Source organism: Marinobacter sp. NFXS9, assembly GCF_040148665.1.
Taxonomy (GTDB): Bacteria; Pseudomonadota; Gammaproteobacteria; order Pseudomonadales; family Oleiphilaceae; genus Marinobacter_A; species Marinobacter_A mangrovi.
In genome coordinates, this window is record NZ_JAGDDW010000001.1 from 272,721 (window position 1) to 290,236 (window position 17,516).

At 60.3% G+C, this 17,516-nt stretch carries 17 protein-coding genes; 11 read left to right on the forward strand and 6 right to left on the reverse strand.

Going from position 1 to position 17,516, the window contains the following annotated elements:
- Positions 1-13 precede the first annotated feature (13 nt).
- From J3364_RS01245 to J3364_RS01255, 3 genes are all read right to left on the reverse strand, one after another.
- Positions 14-409 (reverse strand): MerR family transcriptional regulator, encoded by a 396-nt coding sequence (locus tag J3364_RS01245; RefSeq protein ID WP_123634753.1) that lies wholly within the window; start codon positions 407-409, stop codon positions 14-16.
- A 77-nt stretch (positions 410-486) separates the two neighbouring features.
- The gene (locus tag J3364_RS01250) at positions 487-1,149 is read right to left on the reverse strand and encodes a transglutaminase-like cysteine peptidase (RefSeq protein WP_123634752.1); all 663 of its coding nucleotides are present in this window, start codon (positions 1,147-1,149) and stop codon (positions 487-489) included.
- 8 nt (positions 1,150-1,157) lie between these two features.
- Positions 1,158-1,820, reverse strand: a complete 663-nt coding sequence (locus J3364_RS01255; RefSeq protein WP_349556018.1) for a type II secretion system protein N — start codon at positions 1,818-1,820, stop codon at positions 1,158-1,160.
- A 388-nt stretch (positions 1,821-2,208) separates the two neighbouring features.
- Between J3364_RS01255 and gspE the strand changes: the two genes are divergently transcribed.
- From gspE to gorA, 11 genes are all read left to right on the forward strand, one after another.
- Entirely contained in the window at positions 2,209-3,696 is a 1,488-nt protein-coding gene (gene gspE, locus J3364_RS01260; protein ID WP_349556770.1) for a type II secretion system ATPase GspE, read from the forward strand.
- Between the two features lie 7 nt (positions 3,697-3,703).
- Complete coding sequence (gspF, locus tag J3364_RS01265) at positions 3,704-4,918, forward strand: type II secretion system inner membrane protein GspF (RefSeq protein WP_349556020.1); 1,215 nt, start codon at positions 3,704-3,706, stop codon at positions 4,916-4,918.
- Between the two features lie 92 nt (positions 4,919-5,010).
- On the forward strand, positions 5,011-5,457 hold the full coding sequence (gspG, locus tag J3364_RS01270; protein ID WP_407944034.1) for a type II secretion system major pseudopilin GspG: 447 nt from the start codon (positions 5,011-5,013) through the stop codon (positions 5,455-5,457).
- 12 nt (positions 5,458-5,469) lie between these two features.
- Positions 5,470-5,997, forward strand: coding sequence for a type II secretion system minor pseudopilin GspH (gene gspH, locus J3364_RS01275; RefSeq protein ID WP_349556022.1), 528 nt, complete (start codon positions 5,470-5,472; stop codon positions 5,995-5,997).
- The gene (gene gspI, locus J3364_RS01280; protein ID WP_349556024.1) at positions 5,994-6,383 is read left to right on the forward strand and encodes a type II secretion system minor pseudopilin GspI; all 390 of its coding nucleotides are present in this window, start codon (positions 5,994-5,996) and stop codon (positions 6,381-6,383) included. The genes gspH and gspI overlap by 4 nt, the downstream gene beginning before the upstream one ends.
- On the forward strand, positions 6,373-7,146 hold the full coding sequence (gspJ, locus tag J3364_RS01285; RefSeq protein WP_349556026.1) for a type II secretion system minor pseudopilin GspJ: 774 nt from the start codon (positions 6,373-6,375) through the stop codon (positions 7,144-7,146). Before gspI ends, gspJ begins: the two co-directional genes overlap by 11 nt.
- Complete coding sequence (gspK, locus tag J3364_RS01290; RefSeq protein WP_349556027.1) at positions 7,143-8,195, forward strand: type II secretion system minor pseudopilin GspK; 1,053 nt, start codon at positions 7,143-7,145, stop codon at positions 8,193-8,195. The genes gspJ and gspK overlap by 4 nt, the downstream gene beginning before the upstream one ends.
- Positions 8,196-8,248: 53 nt before the next feature.
- On the forward strand, positions 8,249-9,556 hold the full coding sequence (gene gspL / locus J3364_RS01295; protein WP_349556028.1) for a type II secretion system protein GspL: 1,308 nt from the start codon (positions 8,249-8,251) through the stop codon (positions 9,554-9,556).
- A 1-nt stretch (position 9,557) separates the two neighbouring features.
- The gene (locus J3364_RS01300) at positions 9,558-10,082 is read left to right on the forward strand and encodes a type II secretion system protein M (protein WP_349556030.1); all 525 of its coding nucleotides are present in this window, start codon (positions 9,558-9,560) and stop codon (positions 10,080-10,082) included.
- 53 nt (positions 10,083-10,135) lie between these two features.
- The gene (locus tag J3364_RS01305; protein WP_349556032.1) at positions 10,136-10,792 is read left to right on the forward strand and encodes a GNAT family N-acetyltransferase; all 657 of its coding nucleotides are present in this window, start codon (positions 10,136-10,138) and stop codon (positions 10,790-10,792) included.
- Positions 10,793-10,815: 23 nt separating this feature from the next.
- Positions 10,816-12,186, forward strand: a complete 1,371-nt coding sequence (gene gorA / locus J3364_RS01310) for a glutathione-disulfide reductase (RefSeq protein ID WP_349556034.1) — start codon at positions 10,816-10,818, stop codon at positions 12,184-12,186.
- A gap of 30 nt (positions 12,187-12,216) precedes the next feature.
- Here gorA and J3364_RS01315 read toward each other — a convergent pair whose 3' ends face one another.
- The 3 genes from J3364_RS01315 to J3364_RS01325 all read right to left on the reverse strand — a co-directional run bounded on the left by J3364_RS01315 (position 12,217) and on the right by J3364_RS01325 (position 17,412).
- Positions 12,217-14,214, reverse strand: a complete 1,998-nt coding sequence (locus J3364_RS01315; RefSeq protein ID WP_349556036.1) for an ATP-binding protein — start codon at positions 14,212-14,214, stop codon at positions 12,217-12,219.
- Positions 14,207-15,193, reverse strand: a complete 987-nt coding sequence (locus tag J3364_RS01320) for an ABC transporter substrate-binding protein (protein ID WP_349556038.1) — start codon at positions 15,191-15,193, stop codon at positions 14,207-14,209. Before J3364_RS01320 ends, J3364_RS01315 begins: the two co-directional genes overlap by 8 nt.
- A gap of 71 nt (positions 15,194-15,264) precedes the next feature.
- Positions 15,265-17,412 carry a TonB-dependent receptor plug domain-containing protein gene (locus tag J3364_RS01325; protein WP_349556040.1) on the reverse strand — a complete coding sequence of 716 codons (2,148 nt, stop codon included), beginning with the start codon at positions 17,410-17,412 and terminating at the stop codon, positions 15,265-15,267.
- Positions 17,413-17,516 lie beyond the last annotated feature (104 nt).

A 17,516-nucleotide genomic window follows, 5' to 3' on the forward strand; every position in this document is an offset into this window, starting at 1 on the left:
GACGCGATACGGTTCAGTTGTTCAGGGCGGCCATGGCGGCCTGGCACCGTGTTTCGGCGTCGTCGAGTTCCTTCTGCATGATCTCGATGTCTGCAAGCTGCTGCTTCAAGGCGTCACGTCGCTCGTTGATTTTTTGTTGTAGGGCATTGAGCTGATGAGCATTGTCGGAAGAAGGATCGTACATCTCGATCAGCTCACGGGATTCCGCCAGGCTGAAACCGAGGCGCTTGCCGCGCAGGATCAGCTTCAGTTTCACCCGGTCCTGATCAGTATAGATCCGAGTCTGGCCGTCGCGCTCCGGCGTAATCATGCCGGCTTCTTCATAGAAGCGAATGGTCCGGGTGGTGATGTCGAATTCCCGGGCCAGATCGCTGATGGAGTGGGTTCGCTTGACGTTCAGGTCACTCATATCGACTTGCTCACGTTGACGTTAACGTAAAGGTAATTCCGGCGACAGAGATGTGTCAACCGTTTCAATGGGGTTTCCTACCGGAGGGAGTCGATGAGGCGGTTGTTCAGGTCGGTCCAGTTTTTGAGTTTGTCGGCATTGCCGATGCGTTCGGCGTCCGCACCGCCTCCTTTTTGTTGCAGCCACAAGCCTTCGCCGTTAAAGCTGTAGACCGGCTCCAGGTCGTCGCGCTCGGAGGCCGGACGGATTTCATTGATGAGGTTGTCGAGGATCAGCGGGTCGGCATTCGGCGTCTTGTACCAGGCCAGCACCATATGGGCCTGGTTGAGCTCCAGGGCTTTGACGTAGGTGATGCGTAGTTGGTCGTCGGGCACGCCCAGCGCGCGCAGGGTGAGGTATTTTGCGATGGAGAAGTCCTCGCAGTCGCCGCCGTCGGTGGCGAGCATCTCGACCGGCGTGGCCCAGTAATCCTCCATTCCCCAGTGTTCGATGTCGTTGACGAATTTGACCTGGTTGAAGAAGGAATTCACCAACCGCAGTTGGCGTCGGACCGGGGCATGGCTGGCCAGCTTCTGCAGCTGCTGCCACTGAACCAGGCGTTCCCGGGCGGCATCGCCGAATTCATTCTGGACATAATCAAGCAGACGCGAGCTCAGCTCGATGCCAATGACGGCGGTGACCGTCAATGACAGGGCCAGGGCACAGATTTGAAATCCCTGCCTGATGCGCGTCGGACTCATCCATGGCCTCAGTTACTGTTCTGGCGCAATCGCTCCCGGAGAGCCTCCAGTCGGCGACGAATCTCTTCCCGTCTGTCGCTGGTTACCGCCGGCGCAGAACCGGGAGGTTGGACGGCTCGAGGCTGGGACCGGGGTTCCGCCGGGGTGCTTTCCGCGGCCTGGGCCTCGTTGCCGTTACTCAGATCGATACCGCTGGTGTCTGCGGTTTCAGGAAAATAGAGGTTTTCGAGCTTGCCACTGCGTTCGATAATGACCCGGTTGGGATAGACCGAGCGCAGGGTGGCGTTGCCGGGCAATTCGTCGCCGATCAGGTAGGCTTCGGTATCGTTGTTGGCGTCTTCGATCAGGGCGCTGGCGACACTTTTTTCACCGCCGGCCATCACGCCGCGCAAATAGAGGCGCAGGTTGGTCTCGGGCAGATTCTCGGTGGACTGGGGCTGTTGTACGGGCTGGGCGCCGGCTTTGCCGAAGAGATCAATGGCGGACAGGTTAATGTCTTGCGCACCGGCGTTGCCCGTTGGGGCCTGCCGGGTGACCACGGCCCCGCCGCCGGCCTGTCGTGCCTGTTCGGCCTGGTAAAACTGCCACCCCTGCCAGCCCAGCGATGCCATCATGGCCACCACCAGTAATAGGGCGGTAATCTGGGGTAGTCGGGAATAGATGCCGGTCATGGGTAGCCCTGATCTCCTGATAGATAGCGTAGCGGAATTACCGTCCCTGGATACGGTCTAATCTTGAGCGCTTCCGGTTCATCGGGGTTAGGCGATGCACCTGGTTTCCGGAAGGACGCTACGGTGGCCGATCGCACTGTAACAGTTTAGACAAACACCCGGTAAATACTCAGCGGTCTTTGCAAACGGTGGATTATAAGGGCGGCAATTGTCATATTCGACCAAAAATGATGCAAAAATAAGCGATTAGCACCGTGACGTGCTTGACGAACGTCCCAATTTTCCCGATAACTCGTCAGAGACCGCATACTCCCGGGCGAGCTATGATAGCCTTTGCCTTCTTCGGTGACAGGAACAGGTGAGAACCAGCGTGGAACAAGACCTCGACATGCAGGCTCAGGACGCCCCGATCGGGCGCCTGCCTTTTACCTTCGCCAAACGCCACGGCGTTATCCTGACCCGCGGCGACAGCGGCGCCGTGAAGGTTCTCGTACGACCCGGAGCCACGCCCATGGCGCTGGCGGAAGCCAACCGCGTCAGTGGCGGGCGGGCCAAGTTCGAGCCGATTGCACCGGAAGATTTCGACGAAGCCCTCAACGCCGCCTACCAGAACGATTCCACCGAAGCCATGCAGATGGTTGAAGGCATTGGTGACGACATGGACCTGGCCAGCCTGGCGGAGTCCGTGCCGGAAACCGAGGACCTGCTCGAACAGGAAGACGACGCGCCGATTATCCGCCTGATCAACGCCATCCTCACCGAAGCCGTCAACACCAACGCCTCCGACGTCCACATTGAAACCTACGAGAAGCGCCTGGTGGTGCGGTTTCGGGTCGACGGCATTCTGCGTGAGGTGGTTGAGCCCAAACGGGCGCTGGCGCCGCTGCTGGTGTCGCGCATCAAGGTGATGTCCAGGCTCGATATCGCCGAGAAGCGGGTGCCCCAGGACGGCCGGATATCCCTGCGGGTGGCCGGTCGGGAAGTGGATCTGCGGGTCTCCACCATGCCGTCTTCCAATGGCGAGCGGATCGTATTGCGTCTACTGGACAAGCAGGCCGGCCGTTTGCGCCTCGCTTCGTTAGGGATGGCGGAGCGTGATTTCAAAGTATTGCGGGAGCTGATCTTCCGGCCTTACGGGATCATCCTGGTCACCGGTCCCACCGGTTCCGGTAAGTCCACTACACTTTACGGCGCGCTTCAGGAAATCAACGATCGCAGCCGCAACATCCTGACGGTTGAGGATCCGATCGAGTACAACCTGTCCGGCATCGGCCAGACCCAGGTCAACCCGAAGGTCGACATGACCTTTGCCCGGGGGTTGCGTGCCATCCTGCGTCAGGACCCGGACGTGGTCATGATCGGTGAGATCCGGGATCTGGAAACCGCCGAGATTGCGGTCCAGGCGAGTTTGACCGGTCACCTGGTGCTGTCCACGCTGCACACCAACACGGCCGTCGGCGCCATCGCGCGGCTGATCGATATGGGCATCGAGCCGTTCCTGATCTCCTCCAGTCTGATCGGCATCGTGGCCCAGCGACTGGTGCGGGTGCTGTGTCCCCATTGCAAGGAATCCTATTCACCCTCGGTCGAGCATTGCGAATTCCTGCAGCTCGATCCCGAGAACCCGCCGGACATCTACCGTGCTGTTGGCTGCAACGAATGTAACCACCTCGGCTATCGTGGCCGTATGGGGATCTACGAGGTGGTGCGCGTCGATGAGGATCTGAGCACCCTGATTCACCGCCAGGCCGGCGAACTGGAGCTGGAGAAGGTGGCCCGGCAGCACGGTCCCAGCATCCATGCCGACGGCGTGGCCAAGGTGCTGGCCGGCCGTACGACGGTTGAAGAAGTCCTGCGCGTGACGCACCGGAGCTAAGGGGCGTATGCCAGCATTCAACTACAAGGCGCTGGACGCGCGGGGCAAACAGAAACAGGGCGTTGTTGAAGCGGATAGCGCCAGGGCGGTGCGGCAACAGCTGCGGGAACGCAAGCTGACGCCATTGTCGGTGGACACCGCGTCAGAGCGGGAAAACAAAGGTGGCGGGACGACCCGAAAAGGCCGCGGTCTCAGCGCCTCGGACCTGGCGCTGGTGACCCGGCAGATCGCGACCCTGATCCAGTCGGGGATCCCGGTGGAGCAGGCGTTGGGCGCCGCAGCGCAGCAGTCCGAGAAGCCACGCATCAAGAGTATGATGATTGCCATACGCTCGAAAGTCATGGAAGGTCATTCGCTGGCGGACAGCCTGGGTGAGTTTCCGCGGGCTTTTCCCCGGCTGTTCCGCTCCACGGTCGCCGCGGGCGAACACGCCGGTCACCTGGACCTGGTGCTGAACCGGTTGGCGGACTATACCGAGACTCGTCAGGAATCGCGCCAGAAAATCCAGCTGGCGGCCATTTACCCGATCATCCTGACCGTTGTGGCGCTGTCTATCGTGGTGTTCCTGTTGACCTACGTGGTACCGGACATCATCGAGGTCTTCGTCAAACAGGGGCAGGAGCTGCCGGTGTTGACCCGCGGGCTGCTGGTGATGTCCGACTTCCTGATGCAGTACGGGATTTTCCTCGCCATTATCCTCGCGGCCATCTTCTTTGCGTTCCGGATGGCGTTGCGCAAGGAAGCCAACCGCTTGCGCTTTCACCGTTCGCTGCTGCACATGCCGGGGATCTCCGGCATGACGCGGGGCGTGAATACCGCGCGTTATGCCAGCACGCTGTCGATATTGACCACCAGTGGCGTACCGTTGGTGGAAGCCATGCGAATTGCTGGCGAAGTGCTGTCCAACGACTACCTGCGGATGCGGCTCAAAGAGGCGGCGCAATCCGTGAGCGAGGGGGCCAGCCTGCACAAATCGCTGGACGCGACGGGCTATTTTCCCCCGATGATGTTGCATATGATTGCCAGCGGCGAAGCCAGCGGTGAGCTGGACAGCATGCTGGAACGCACCGCCACCATGCAGGAGAATACTCTGCAGGCCAAGATCCAGACCATGGTGGGGCTGTTTGAACCGCTGATGTTGCTGGTCATGGGCGGCGTGGTGCTGATCATCGTGATGGCGATCATGCTGCCGATCCTCAACATGAGTAACCTGGTGGGCTGAACAAGTCGGTCTTAAGAAACCGGAAGCCTGCCCACAATCTGGCAACAGGGACGTCCCTGAGACAACAACCGACGACGATGCAAACGAGACGGATGACGATGAAACAACTGAACAGGAATGCCGGTTTTACACTGATCGAGATCATGGTCGTGATGGTCATTCTGGGTCTGCTGGTCGCCATCGTGGCGCCTAACATCCTGGGCCGGAGCGACCAGGCCCGGGTCACCGTGGCCCAGACCCAGATGAGCAACATTGCCAATGCGCTGGATCTTTACCGGCTCGACAACGGCTCCTATCCCTCAACCCAGCAGGGGCTGCAGGCCCTGGTCAGCAAGCCCAGCGGCAGCCCCGAGCCCAAGAACTGGAACCCGGACGGCTACCTGAAGAACGTGCCCCAGGATCCGTGGGACAACGACTACCAGTACATCAGCCCGGGCGTGAATGGGCCTTACGATCTGTTTTCCTACGGCTCCGACGGACGCGAAGGGGGTGAGGGCGACGCTGCAGACATCAGTGTTCAGGATAATCCTGACAAATAAGCGGGTGGTTCAATGAGCCGCTCGCGCGGGTTTACCCTGATCGAGATTATGGTGGTGCTGGTCCTGGTGGGCCTGCTTGCCGTCATTGCCGTGGTGAACCTGGGCGGCGGCGCCCAGCAGCGGGAGCTGGAAAATAAGGCCAGGGAAATGTTCCTGTTGATGCAGACCGCCTCAGAGCAGGCGGTTCTGAATAACCAGGAACTGGGCCTGCTGATCGACGACAACGCCTATCGCTTTATGGTGTATGACGACGTCGAACAGACCTGGGAGCGCCAGAAAGAGCGTCTGTTTGCGCCGCGGCAACTCCCGGATTGGCTGGCGGTGGCTTACCACACCGAAGACGACCTGCCCAAATTGCCGGGAACGGAAGACGACGAAGACACCCCGCGGCCGGATATCGTGTTCTATTCCTCTGGCGAAACCACTCCGTTCGATATGGAACTGGCGGTCGGCAGCGACGAGGAGCCAATCTACCGCATTGATACCGATGGTCTGAACGGCCTCAAATGGCATCCGCCGGGTGAGGAGGAGCCGCTGTGACGGTGTGTTCGCCACGCTTTCGGCAACGAGGCTTTACCCTGATCGAGGTTCTCGTCGCCGTGCTGGTCTTCGGCCTGATCGCCACCGCGGCGTCTGAAGTAGCCAGCAACTATATCGGCACCTTTGAGCGAGTCCGCGACCGCACCATGGCCACCTGGATTGCCGAGAACGAGGTGGCGCAGCTGCGCCTGCAATCCGATCTCCCGCAAGTGTCCGAGGAAACCGATGACCTGGACTATGCCAACCGTCACTGGCAGGTGGAAACGGTGGTCAGCGGCACCCAGGATGAAAAAGTGCGTCGGGTTGAAGTCACGGTCTTCCTCGCTCCGGAAGATGGTGACAAGAGGCAACTGTCCAGTCTGGCGGGGTTCATTGGTGATTATTGATCGCACACCCATCCGGACCCGGCAGCGTGGTTTCACCCTCCTGGAAGTGCTGATTGCCGTTGGCATCACAGCCCTGATCGGCGTCGGTGTCTGGCAGATGATCAGTGGCGTGATCCAGGCCCGGGATCGAGTCAATGCCGCCGCCGAGGAGTTTGAACAGATCCAGCGAGCCATGCTGGTCATTGAGCGCGACCTGGACCAGGTGGTTAACCGGCCGATTCGCGATATCTACGGCGACGCCCGCTACGCCATGACCAGTCGCGAGGATGGGGTTGAACTGGCGTTGACCCGCCAGGGCTGGCGCAACCCCATCGGCGCCCGGCGTAGTGATCTGCAGCGGGTGAGCTACGAGTTCACCGGTGACGAGCTGCATCGGCGCTACTGGGGCACGCTGGATCTGGCGGAGGATGCCAAGGGGCGTGATCAGCTGCTGCTTTCCAATGTCGAAGATGTCAACGTGCGTTTTCTGGACGACCAGGGCACCTGGCAGGACGAATGGCCGACTACCGATCAGGCGGCGGCTCAGACCAGTGATTCGCCGTCGGCGCTGGCATCCGTGCCCCTGCCGAAGGGCGTGGCGATCGTGATCAAACAGTCGGATTATGGCGAGCTGCAGCGGGTTTTCGTCCTGCCCGATTTCGATCCGGAATCTGCCCAGACCACGATAACCAACTCGACGGAGTCGAGCGGGGAGTCGGACAGCGAAGAAGAGGGCAGCCAATCCGGCTCCAACTCGGGTACCTCGGAGGGCTCGGGGTCATGAGGAGCCCAAACGCATCGCGTGAGCAGCAGGGCGTGGCCTTGATCATGGTACTGCTGGCCATGGCGTTGGTGGTAACGCTGGTTGCCGGCATGACCCAGTTGCAGCAACTGCGTATCTATAAAGCGAGCCACTACCTCGCACAGAGTCAGGGCAAGAGTATCGCCTTCGGCGCGGAAGCCTTCGCGGAGCAGATCCTGTCCAAGGATTTTGAAGACGACGAGGAGGACGGTGCCCACGTCGACAGCCCCGACGAAGTCTGGGCCAAATACTCGGCCGTGCTGCCGTATGAAGAAAACGGCGTGGTCGAAGTGCAGATCAATGATCTGGGCGGGCGCATTAATCTCAATAATCTGGTGGATGCCACCGGCGCGGTCAATGAGCTGACCCGGGACCGGTTGGCTAGACTGCTTTTGGTTCTCGATATTTCTTCTGTACACGTGGAAGCCCTGATCGACTGGATCGACGATAATGATGAAACGGTCAATGCCTACGGTGCCGAGGACGGCGTCTATCTCGGTATGGACCCGCCTTACCGGGCCGCCAACCAGCCGTTCGCCAGTGTCTCGGAATTGCGACTGATCAACGGCATGACCGAAGAGGCCTATCGTAAACTGTTGCCGTATGTGGCGGCTTTGCCGGTATCGGGCACGACAATCAATGTTAATATGGCGCCAGCACCCGTATTACAGGCCCTGAACGAAAATCTCACGGCGGCGCAGGTGGAAACCGTGGTTGAACAGCGCGAAGATGAGCCGTTTGAGACCGTCCAGGATTTCCTGGCACTGCCGGCGTTTGCCGGACTGGGGCTGAACAGCAATGGGCTGGGGGTCAGCACGGACTTTTTCGATGTCGCCTCACGCATCACGTTCAATGATCGAGTGTTCCGGTTGGTGACGACCATTTACCGGAACCCCCAGGGCGAGATGTTCACGGTTCGCCGGGACGAAAGCCAGACGCAGCTGATCACCAAGGAGCGCTATCAGGTTTCGGGCGACAGCCAGAGCCAGGAGGCCAGGGACGCCGCCGACGCGCTCGGCATATCTGACTGAGTCAGGCGTCTACGGCCAGCCGCTTCCGGAAAACAACAAGGAACTACGGATTCATGTCATATCGACTCTACGTTCAACCGGCTGCGCCCTTCCGTGCGCTGCATGGCGATATGGACGGCCAGCGCTTCGACTGGGCGCTGATCGATGCCAGCGGCGTGTTCCAGGCCAGCGGCCAGGATGACGACCGGTCGGTAATCGAGCAGACGCTGACCCAGAATGACCTGGAACACGTCCTGCTGGTGGGCCTGCTGCCGGGGGACGACGTGCTGTTCTGCTTTGCCGAGATACCGGCCAAGCAGGCGCGTTATGTCCGTCAGGCATTGCCGTTTGCCGTGGAAGAGCAGATCGCCCAGGACATCGATTCGGTCCATCTCGCTCTGGGCAAGCGCAGCGAAGAGGGTTTCCGGGTCGCGGCCATCGACCAGCAGCGTATGGCGATCTGGCACGAACTGTTCGATGCCTTCCAGGGTGCGGATCTGGAGGCGCTGTATCCGGATGCGGCGCTGCTGCCGGTGAGCGAATCCCGCTGGTGCATCTGTCTTGCGGGCGAGGACACGTTGGTGGCCGGCTCCCGGGGCGAGTGGTTCCGCATGAAGACCGAGAACCTGAGCATTTTCTCCTATACCCTGGCACAGCCGGACAAAGACGAAGTGGTCGCGGAAATCCCGGTGACCCTCTATGGGAGTGAAGAAGACCTGGCGCGCTACGCCGATAACATCCGACCGATCGAAACCGAAGATCGACTGCGCGTCACCCGTGACGTACTGCAGATGACACCGCTGGAGTTACTGGCACACGCCCAGCATAACGCCCTGTGTGAACCCATCAATCTGTGTCAGGGCACCTTCGAGAACACCGACAAGACCGGTGGCGTCTGGCGCGTCTGGCGTCCTGCGGCCATCGTCGCCGGTCTATGGCTGGCGCTGCAGGTAGGCGTTGAGCTGGGGCTGGGCTATTACCACCACCAGCAGGCCGCCGAACTCGAGAACCAGGCGATGTCGCTCTACCATGACGTCTTTCCACAGGACACTCGCGCAACCGCAGCGAATGTGCGCCGCGTATTGGAAGGCCGTCTTCGGGTCGCTCGTCAGCAGGGCCCGCGGGCGGATTTCCTGTCCTTGATGGCGCAGGCGGGTGCCGAATACGACAAGCTGGGCGGCGGCCAGAACCTGCAGTTCGATTCGGTTAATTACAGCCGTCAGCGGGGCGAGTTGGTGGTCGAACTGCGTGCCGACAATTACGACCGTCTGAGCGCGTTACGCAGCGCCATTGGCGACCGGGGACTGGAAGCCCGGATCGGCTCGGTGGTGAACGACAGCAGCGGCGCCCGCGCGCGCCTGACCGTCAGCGGAGGATCCTGACATGTTGAATCAGCTCAAGAAAAATCCCTCCGTGCAGAAATTGATCACCCAGTACGATCATCTGCCCCGGCGTGATCAGATGGCTCTCCAGATCCTGATGGTTGCAGTTGCGCTGTTTCTGATCTATTTCCTTATCTGGCGGCCGGCGGCGGCCTATCACGATGACGCGCTGTCCGAGCGCCAGTCCGCTGCGGATCTGTTGGCCTGGATGCAACAGAATGAAGACGAGGTCCGGAGCATGGCGGCGGCTGGTGAACGGCCGGCGGGAGCCACTCAGATCACGGACGTGCGCTCGTTGATGTCCACCGTCACCGCCAGCGCGGGAAAAGCCGGCCTCTCCCTGCAGCGTTTTGAGCCCAGTGGTGAGGACGGCATGCGGGTGTGGCTGGAAGACGCGCCGTTCAACCAGGTCTCGAGCTGGCTTGAGCAGCTGACCCGTGAGCACGGCATCGTCATCGACCAGGCGGCGATCGACCGGGAGGACAAGCCGGGTATCGTCAGCGTCCGGCTTTCGTTCGAAATCTGATCCGGGTGATCGCGTCGCCCGGTGTGATGCACCACACAGGGGCGAGGTGAACCATGGAGACAGCCACTGCAAGCGAGATGGATCCCCGGGCCGAGCCGACCGTCGTGCGGTTGGATCGGACCGCAGTTAATGAAGCCCGAGCCATTCTCAACAAGGCCTACCGGCACGAACCCACGTTTCACTATCTGTTCGACGACCGCAAACCGGGCTATGACCGGCGGGTCAGGGCCACGGTGCGCGAGCTTATCGACCTTTACTTCGAAATGGATCAGGACGCCATCGGCCTGATGACGGACGACACCCTGGTGGCGGTAGCTTTCCTGGGCGACCCGGAAATGCGCCTGGACCTGACCCGCCAATTGTCCTGGCGCCTGCGGATGATGCTGACCGCAGGCGTCGCCTCAACCCGCCGCTACATCGATTACCACGAGCAGATTCGTGCCTGCCTGCCCGGCGAGCAGATACATCAGTTGCCGCTGATGGGCGTGCATCCCCAATATCAGAATCGTGGTTATGGACGTCTTCTATTGGAGGCTGTAGAACGATTGTGTGAGGATAACCCCCGCGGCCAGGGGCTGGTGCTCGACACGGGCAATAGCCGGTATCTGCCGTTCTACGAGTCCCTGGGTTTCCGCAACCTGGGCGAAGTCCGGATGGGCGAACTGACGGAGTATGTCCTCTACCGGGACGTCTGCCGGAAAGCATACTGAACATCGACAGTCGAGGAGTCATTGTGTCGGAGCATTATGAGTTTGATCTGGTGGTCATCGGAGCCGGGTCCGGCGGTGTCCGTCTGGCCCGCATGTCCGCCCAGCGCGGTGCCCGTGTCGCTATCGTCGAATCCCGCTATCTGGGAGGGACCTGCGTCAACGTGGGCTGTGTTCCCAAGAAACTCTTCGTCTACGGCTCCCACGTCGGTGAAGACATGGCCGATGCGGCCGGTTACGGCTGGACCATTCCCGGGGATCAGGTCAGATTCGACTGGCCAACCCTGGTGGCCAACAAGAATGCCGAGATTCACCGGCTGAACGGCATCTACCAACGGTTGCTGGAAAATGCCGGTGTCACCATCATCAATGGCAGTGCGCGCTTTGAGGATGCCCACACCTTGTCAGTCGGCGATCGCCGCATCAGCGCCAGGCACATCACCGTTGCGACAGGCAGCTGGCCGGTAGTACCGGACATTCCAGGCAAGGAACACGTGGTGACCTCCAATGACATGTTCTACCTGCCGCAGTTACCCGGCGAAGCGGTGATATGGGGCGGCGGCTACATCGCCGTCGAGTTCGCCGGCATTCTCGCCGGACTGGGCGTCAAGACCACGCTACTGTATCGGGGGAACCTGTTCCTGCGCGGGTTCGATGACGACATTCGCGAGTTCACTGCAGCCGAATTGCGCAAGAAAGGCATCGATGTGCGTTTCGGTGTGAACATCGATGCGGTGACACCGGAAGGCGCTCACTATCGTCTGGATCTGAGTGATGGCTCCCGCCTGAATACTGGCCTGGTCATGGCCGCGACCGGGCGCCGGGCACTGGTCGATGGATTGGGGCTGGACACACTGGGCGTGCAGCTGACCGACTCCGGACACATCGACGTCGACGAGCATTTCCAGACCGCCGTGCCGTCTGTCTCGGCACTGGGTGACGTTATCGGAACGCCGCAGCTGACGCCGGTGGCCATCGGCCAGGGCATGGTGCTGTCCCGCAGGCTGTTCGGGGACGGCGAGGGTACGATGGACTATTCGGCCATCCCGACCGCGGTTTTCTGCCAGCCCAATATCGGCACGGTGGGCCCCACCGAAGCCGAAGCCCTGGAGCAGTATGGTCGCCTGCGAATCTATCGCACGGAATTCCGGCCCATGAAGCACACGTTGTCCGGTCGCGATGAGCGTTGCCTGATGAAACTGATCGTCGACGATGCGTCGGACCGGGTCGTCGCGGCCCACATGGTGGGCCCTGAGGCGGGTGAAATGCTGCAGGGGATTGCGGTGGCCATCAAGGCCGGAGCGACCAAGGCAGTGTTCGACAGTACCGTGGGCATTCACCCCACGTCGGCGGAAGAGTTCGTCACCATGCGCGAGCCGGAACGCATCGTCGGATAGAGCGGTTTGAAAGACCCGGTGCCGGCCAGCTTATGGCAGATCGGCACCGGTTTCCGGTAAACGGATCCAGCGATTGATCACATTGCGCAGTTTCTCCTTGCGGACCGGTTTGGCGAGGTAGTCGTTCATACCAGCCGTATGGCAGGCCCGGTCGGTTCCGGGCAGGGCATCCGCCGTCAGGGCGATGATCGGCAACGGATCGTGCCCGTGGGCCGTCTCCCAGGCCCGGATGCAGCGGGTGGCTTCATAACCGTCCATCACCGGCATCTGGCAATCCATCAGGATAATGTCGTAGGTGTGGTTACTCTCGGTCACCAGTTTGACCGCGACCTCGCCGTTTTCAGCGCTGATGGTTTCAAAGCCGAAGCGACGGAGAAGGGCGCAGGCTACCCGCTGATTGACCTCATTGTCTTCCACCACCAACGCCAGCGGCGAGTTCTGGCCCGGGCGAGCCGGTTCGGCCGGCGTTTCCGGCGGGGTTGCGGTGATGGTCCGGCTGGCCGCCGGATAGTCCGTCGAACTCTCCAGTTCGGCTGCGCCGGCGCACTCGAACGGCAGCTCGAAATAGAATGCCGAGCCAGAGCCCAGGCTCGAATCCACCCGGATGTGCCCGCCCATCAGTTCAATCAGGCGCTGTATCAGCGCCAGACCCATCCCGGTGCCGCCATAGCGGCGGGACGCCGAACTGTCTACTTGCTCGAAACTGTTGAAAATACCGGTCAGGTACTCGGAAGGAATTCCGGAACCGGAATCCCGCACCTCACAGCTCAGGTAGATGGAGTTGCCCTCCATGACCAGCCATTCGCTGCGCACGCCCACGTGCCCCTGCTCGGTAAACTTGATGGCGTTTTCCAGCAAGCCGGCGAGGACCTGCCGCAGCCGCCCGGAATCGCCGCGCACACGAGGGTGTTCCGGCCAGTCTCCGATAAACCGCAAGTCCAGTTCCAGACCTTTGCTTTCGCAGTCATGGCGGTGCGTGGCAACGCAGTTCTCGATCAGCTGGCGCAGGTTAAAGCTACGGTGCTCGAGGGTCAGCGTGCCTCGTTCCACCCGGGAATAATCCAGGATATCGCTGATAACAGTCAGTAGGTCTTCCGTGGCTCGCCGCGCGGTCTGCATATAGTCCTTCTGGCGCTCGGTCATAGGTTCCTCGGCCACCAGTTCCAGCATGCCCAGGACCCCGCTCAGCGGTGTGCGCAGCTCGTGGCTCATCATTGCCAGGAACTCGGACTTGGCGTGACTTGCCGATTCTGCCCGCTCACGGGCCTGCTCGGAGGCTTTCAGTGTCTTTTCCCGGGACGAGCGCAGATGTTCCAGATGATAGGCCAGGGCACTGAGATTCTGCTCCAGGTCCTGTATTTCGCGGGCGGCGTGAGAGGAGCGGTCGGGCTGCTCGTAGTGCCCATCCATTAACTTTTTGACGTTGCCGCTGAGGTTCTGGATCGGCCGGGAAATGCGATGGGCGATTTGATTGATGATCAGTAGTGTGACGATCAGGACCGAGACCGCCACGGCGAAGGACGTGAAGATGATTTCCTGGCGCTGGGCCGTCAGTCGCGAGCCGGATACGGCGACGGACACCGACCCCACCCGCAGCGCGCCGGAATTGCTGGAAAGTCCGGGTTCGAACCAGTCCAGGTCGCTTTCGCTGTCCATTTCCAGCGGCTGTTGCAGGATGTCGGCGTTGAAGACGAAGAAGTCACCGCTGTCGGGGAACACGCCTTGACCGGTCTCCAGGCCGACGACGGTGTCACCGATATCCCGCACGCGGATCCAGGCAACGTCACTGCGGCGCAGGGTCCGTTCCAGAATTTGCTTCAACGCTTTGTGGTTACCGGAGACGACGGCGTATTCCACCGCCGGCGCCAGGTTATCGGCAATGACCTGGGTGGAGCGGAACAGGTCCCGACGGACGTCCTCCAGGCGTACCGACGTGAAGAAAATCAGCAGCACAAGGAACATGAGTATTGCCGGTACGGTACCCAGCAACAGTAATTGGCGATTCAGCGGGCGTTGCCGGCTACTCATTACCCACTCCTGTCGATGATGACTCGAGACGCTTCAGCGCCTGCAGAACCGAATCCCGGTCGGGAAGAGGAATATTCAGGGAGCGCGCGACCTGTTCATTGAACAGCACCGCAAAATCATCCGGATAATGGGCCCGGGGGAGCTGTCCTGAACGTACGTACTCCGAAATAATCTGCGCCGCATCTGTGACAATCGTATCGGTGGGGGCGTAAGTCGATGCCAGGGCACCGGCTTGCACGAAGGCCCGTTCCGGACCGATCAGGATGCGATTGTGGCGATAGGTGGTCAGCAGGATGTGTTTGATGGTCTGCCGGTTATAGATTTCCGGGTCGGGGGTGCCCAGCAGGAAGTCGCCGAAATTGAGGGCCCGGCTGAGCGTTGAGGCCAGATTCTGCGGGTTATCGACGGTAAAAACACGCAGCTCCAGTCCGTAACGGGCCAGGGCTTCGGCCAGTCCCCGGTATTGTTGCTCTGCTCCCGCCCTGGCCAACAGAGCCACCTGGGTCGCCTGGGGCAGTATCTGCTGTCCCAGCAAGGCCTGACGTTTGAGCGGCGGGTTCAGGTAGAGTGCGGTAATGGTTTGCTCGTCAATGGCCTGATACTGCGAGAACTGGTCCTCTGTCACCATCAGTGCCAACACGGGAGAGCGTGGATTCTGTTGGACAACGTCGTTGAGGCTGGAAGCGCCCAGGGTGATGATCAGCGAGTCGGGGCTTTTGATGACCGCGTCGTCGGCATAGCGGGCGAGCTTGATGCCCTTGGGCAAGGCGTCCTCAAGACGCTTGCGAAACACCAGGTTGAAGGAGATGTTCTCGGAGCCCGCCAGGAACACGACATGGGAGGGGCTGTCGCTGGCCGCGTAAAGCGGTCCCTGGGCCCAGGCAGGCGAGAGCCACAGCATGGCCAGCAGCGGGCAAAGTACCCGCCGGGCCACGTTTCGGAGGCGCCGGACGATGGACAGCCGTCGTCTGAAAAACATCCGATTAACTGCCGCCCCTGTGGACGGCATCCATCCCTGGTGCCATAGGCTTTTACCTGAACTGCACGGCGTCAGAATTTAACGGACGCCTCGAAAAAGAATTGGGTCTGATTCTCGTATTGATTGTCGGGATACATGATTGGGTCGTCATGCGGATAATAGTGCATGATGGCCGCTAACTCGACCGTCGAGTGCGGTAAATAGAAGGATTTGGCGACCCTGGCATCGATCCGGTCATAGAGATACTCACCCAGATCGGAGGCGATGTAGTATGCCGCGGATGTGGTCACGGATCGAGGAAAACGCTGGATCCAGGCAAAGCTGCCGGAATTTTCCGCTGTCAGCCGGTTTTGCAGGCGGATATAGCGTTTTTCCTGGTTTTCACCCAGGGTAGGCGGCGGCCCGCGGTATTCCGAGTTCTGGTCCATGTAGGCGTACGTCAGCCGGAACTGGCTCTGCTGGTACTCCAGTGAGCTTTCGATCTCGATCCCCTGTTGGTCCAGTGCGACGCAGTTGCACAGATCCCAGCTGCCATCGGCTGAGATCACCCCGCTGATGATGTCCCGGAGGCTGTCGTGGAAGAACTTCACCTCTGTGGAGAATAGTCCCATTCCCATCCGGTGCTGGATAAAGTAACTGATCTCGCGGGAGATGATGGTTTCTTCGTGCAGATTACCCGGGGCCTGGAAATCGAGCAGACGTTGGCCTTCGAGGAATCCGTATGCGGCCTCGGGAGTGACGTCGGTTGCGCGGTAGCCCCAATCGGCACCCTGTTCAAAGGCATCGGGAGTGCGAACGGCCTTGGAGAAGACAAAGCGCAGCGTCTGATTTTCCGTCAACTGGAAGTTGATGGCGAACCGGGGGGAGATGAAGTCGTCATCCAACGCGGTGGTCTGTTCCCAACTGGCGCCCGCGTTGAAGGTCACCCAGTGGATGGGGGTGTATTCGATGTTGGAGAACAGCAGCGTCTGGTAGTTGCTGCCTTCGCCATTGAAATAGGTGTCCGAGTCGAACCGGTCTTCCCGGTAGCCACCACCGTTGACGAAACGCAGGTTGTCGTTCAGGGCGAAGGTGTCCTGAATCTCGAATTCAAGCCGGTTCTCGTCGATGTCCTGGTTCGTATTGGCACAGAGTTCCAACGGCAGCACGGTCCCGCCAATGTCGGTTCCGGCCGGGATACAACTGCGCCAGTGCTGGCGACGATTATAATCCTGGTAGCTGACCTGGACGTGGAAGAAGTGCCGGTCGCTCAGGGTATGGGTCCACTTGGTCTGCAGGTAGTAGTCATCGCCGGTCTCGGCTGGAATGCCCTGGATACCGAATTCTTCACCGTACTGTTGGGCGTCTTCCTCGTCATAGACGTCGCTATAACCCAGCCGGATATCGAGGGCGTTGTCCGGGTCGATATTCAGGATCGAGTCGTAGTTGAGGGTGTTGAATCGGTAGCTGTCGTTGAAGGTCTTGCGTTCGCCTTCCTTTACCGACGTATCGTCCGGATTGTAGAAACGGTAGTCGAAGCCTTCCGACTCGCGACGGCTGTAGGACAGCCGCCAGTCGTAGTTGCCGACCTGGTCGCCGACTGACCCGTAGGCCTGCTTGTAACCGTGATCACCGGCACGCACGCGCAGATTGACCCCGTGCGTATCCTGGGGCGATTTGGTGATGATATTGATCGTCGCCAGGAAGGCATTGATGCCGTAGGCAGCGGCATTCGGACCACGGGTTACTTCGATCCGTTCAATGTTTTCCAGGGGTACGGGCATGGCGTGCCAGTCCACATCCGCCAGGTTTGGCTGGTAGGCCGTCCGGCCATCGATCTGGACCTGCAGGCGCCGCTGTTCATCGGCGACGGTGCCGTGGTAACTGACCACCGGACGGTTACTTTGCACAAAGCCTACGGTCATACCCGGGACCAGGCGGAAAACTTCCCAGATGTTGAGAATGCCCAGGTCGCGAATCAGCTCGCCCTGGATCACCGTGGTGGTGCCGGGGACCCGGGATTTCGGCTGGCGCAGCTTGGTGGTGGAAAGCACCTCCGGAATAGGCTGTTCAAGGACGAAATCGTAGCCCTGGTCGAACCCGCCGGACATACTGCTGTCTGTGGATCCGGACGGGATGGTGGAGTCGATCGTGTTATCCTGTGCGTAGACGTTGACGGCCACGCTGGCCAAAAGGACCAACAGGCCCTGATGCCATCTGAGTAAGGGAGATTTTGTCATCGTTAGAAATACTTTGCCGAGCGCTTGATGCTGCAGTAGGTTTCGCAGCTTTATTCTGTTTTAGATTACAAGTATTTCATGATAGTGAAGTCGGCGGCGGCTGT

Bases quoted from the DNA above. Each gene is read 5' to 3' on its own strand.
- gspF (WP_349556020.1), top strand. From the start codon at position 3,704: ATGCCAGCATTCAACTACAAGGCGCTGGACGCGCGGGGCAAACAGAAA.
- gspK (WP_349556027.1), top strand. From the start codon at position 7,143: ATGAGGAGCCCAAACGCATCGCGTGAGCAGCAGGGCGTGGCCTTGATC.
- J3364_RS01300 (WP_349556030.1), top strand. From the start codon at position 9,558: ATGTTGAATCAGCTCAAGAAAAATCCCTCCGTGCAGAAATTGATCACC.
- J3364_RS01245 (WP_123634753.1), bottom strand. From the start codon at position 409: ATGAGTGACCTGAACGTCAAGCGAACCCACTCCATCAGCGATCTGGCC.
- gspH (WP_349556022.1), top strand. From the start codon at position 5,470: ATGAGCCGCTCGCGCGGGTTTACCCTGATCGAGATTATGGTGGTGCTG.
- gspE (WP_349556770.1), top strand. From the start codon at position 2,209: ATGCAGGCTCAGGACGCCCCGATCGGGCGCCTGCCTTTTACCTTCGCC.
- J3364_RS01255 (WP_349556018.1), bottom strand. From the start codon at position 1,820: ATGACCGGCATCTATTCCCGACTACCCCAGATTACCGCCCTATTACTG.
- J3364_RS01325 (WP_349556040.1), bottom strand. From the start codon at position 17,412: ATGACAAAATCTCCCTTACTCAGATGGCATCAGGGCCTGTTGGTCCTT.
- J3364_RS01320 (WP_349556038.1), bottom strand. From the start codon at position 15,193: ATGTTTTTCAGACGACGGCTGTCCATCGTCCGGCGCCTCCGAAACGTG.
- gspG (WP_407944034.1), top strand. From the start codon at position 5,011: ATGACGATGAAACAACTGAACAGGAATGCCGGTTTTACACTGATCGAG.
- J3364_RS01315 (WP_349556036.1), bottom strand. From the start codon at position 14,214: ATGAGTAGCCGGCAACGCCCGCTGAATCGCCAATTACTGTTGCTGGGT.
- gspL (WP_349556028.1), top strand. From the start codon at position 8,249: ATGTCATATCGACTCTACGTTCAACCGGCTGCGCCCTTCCGTGCGCTG.
- J3364_RS01305 (WP_349556032.1), top strand. From the start codon at position 10,136: ATGGAGACAGCCACTGCAAGCGAGATGGATCCCCGGGCCGAGCCGACC.
- J3364_RS01250 (WP_123634752.1), bottom strand. From the start codon at position 1,149: ATGAGTCCGACGCGCATCAGGCAGGGATTTCAAATCTGTGCCCTGGCC.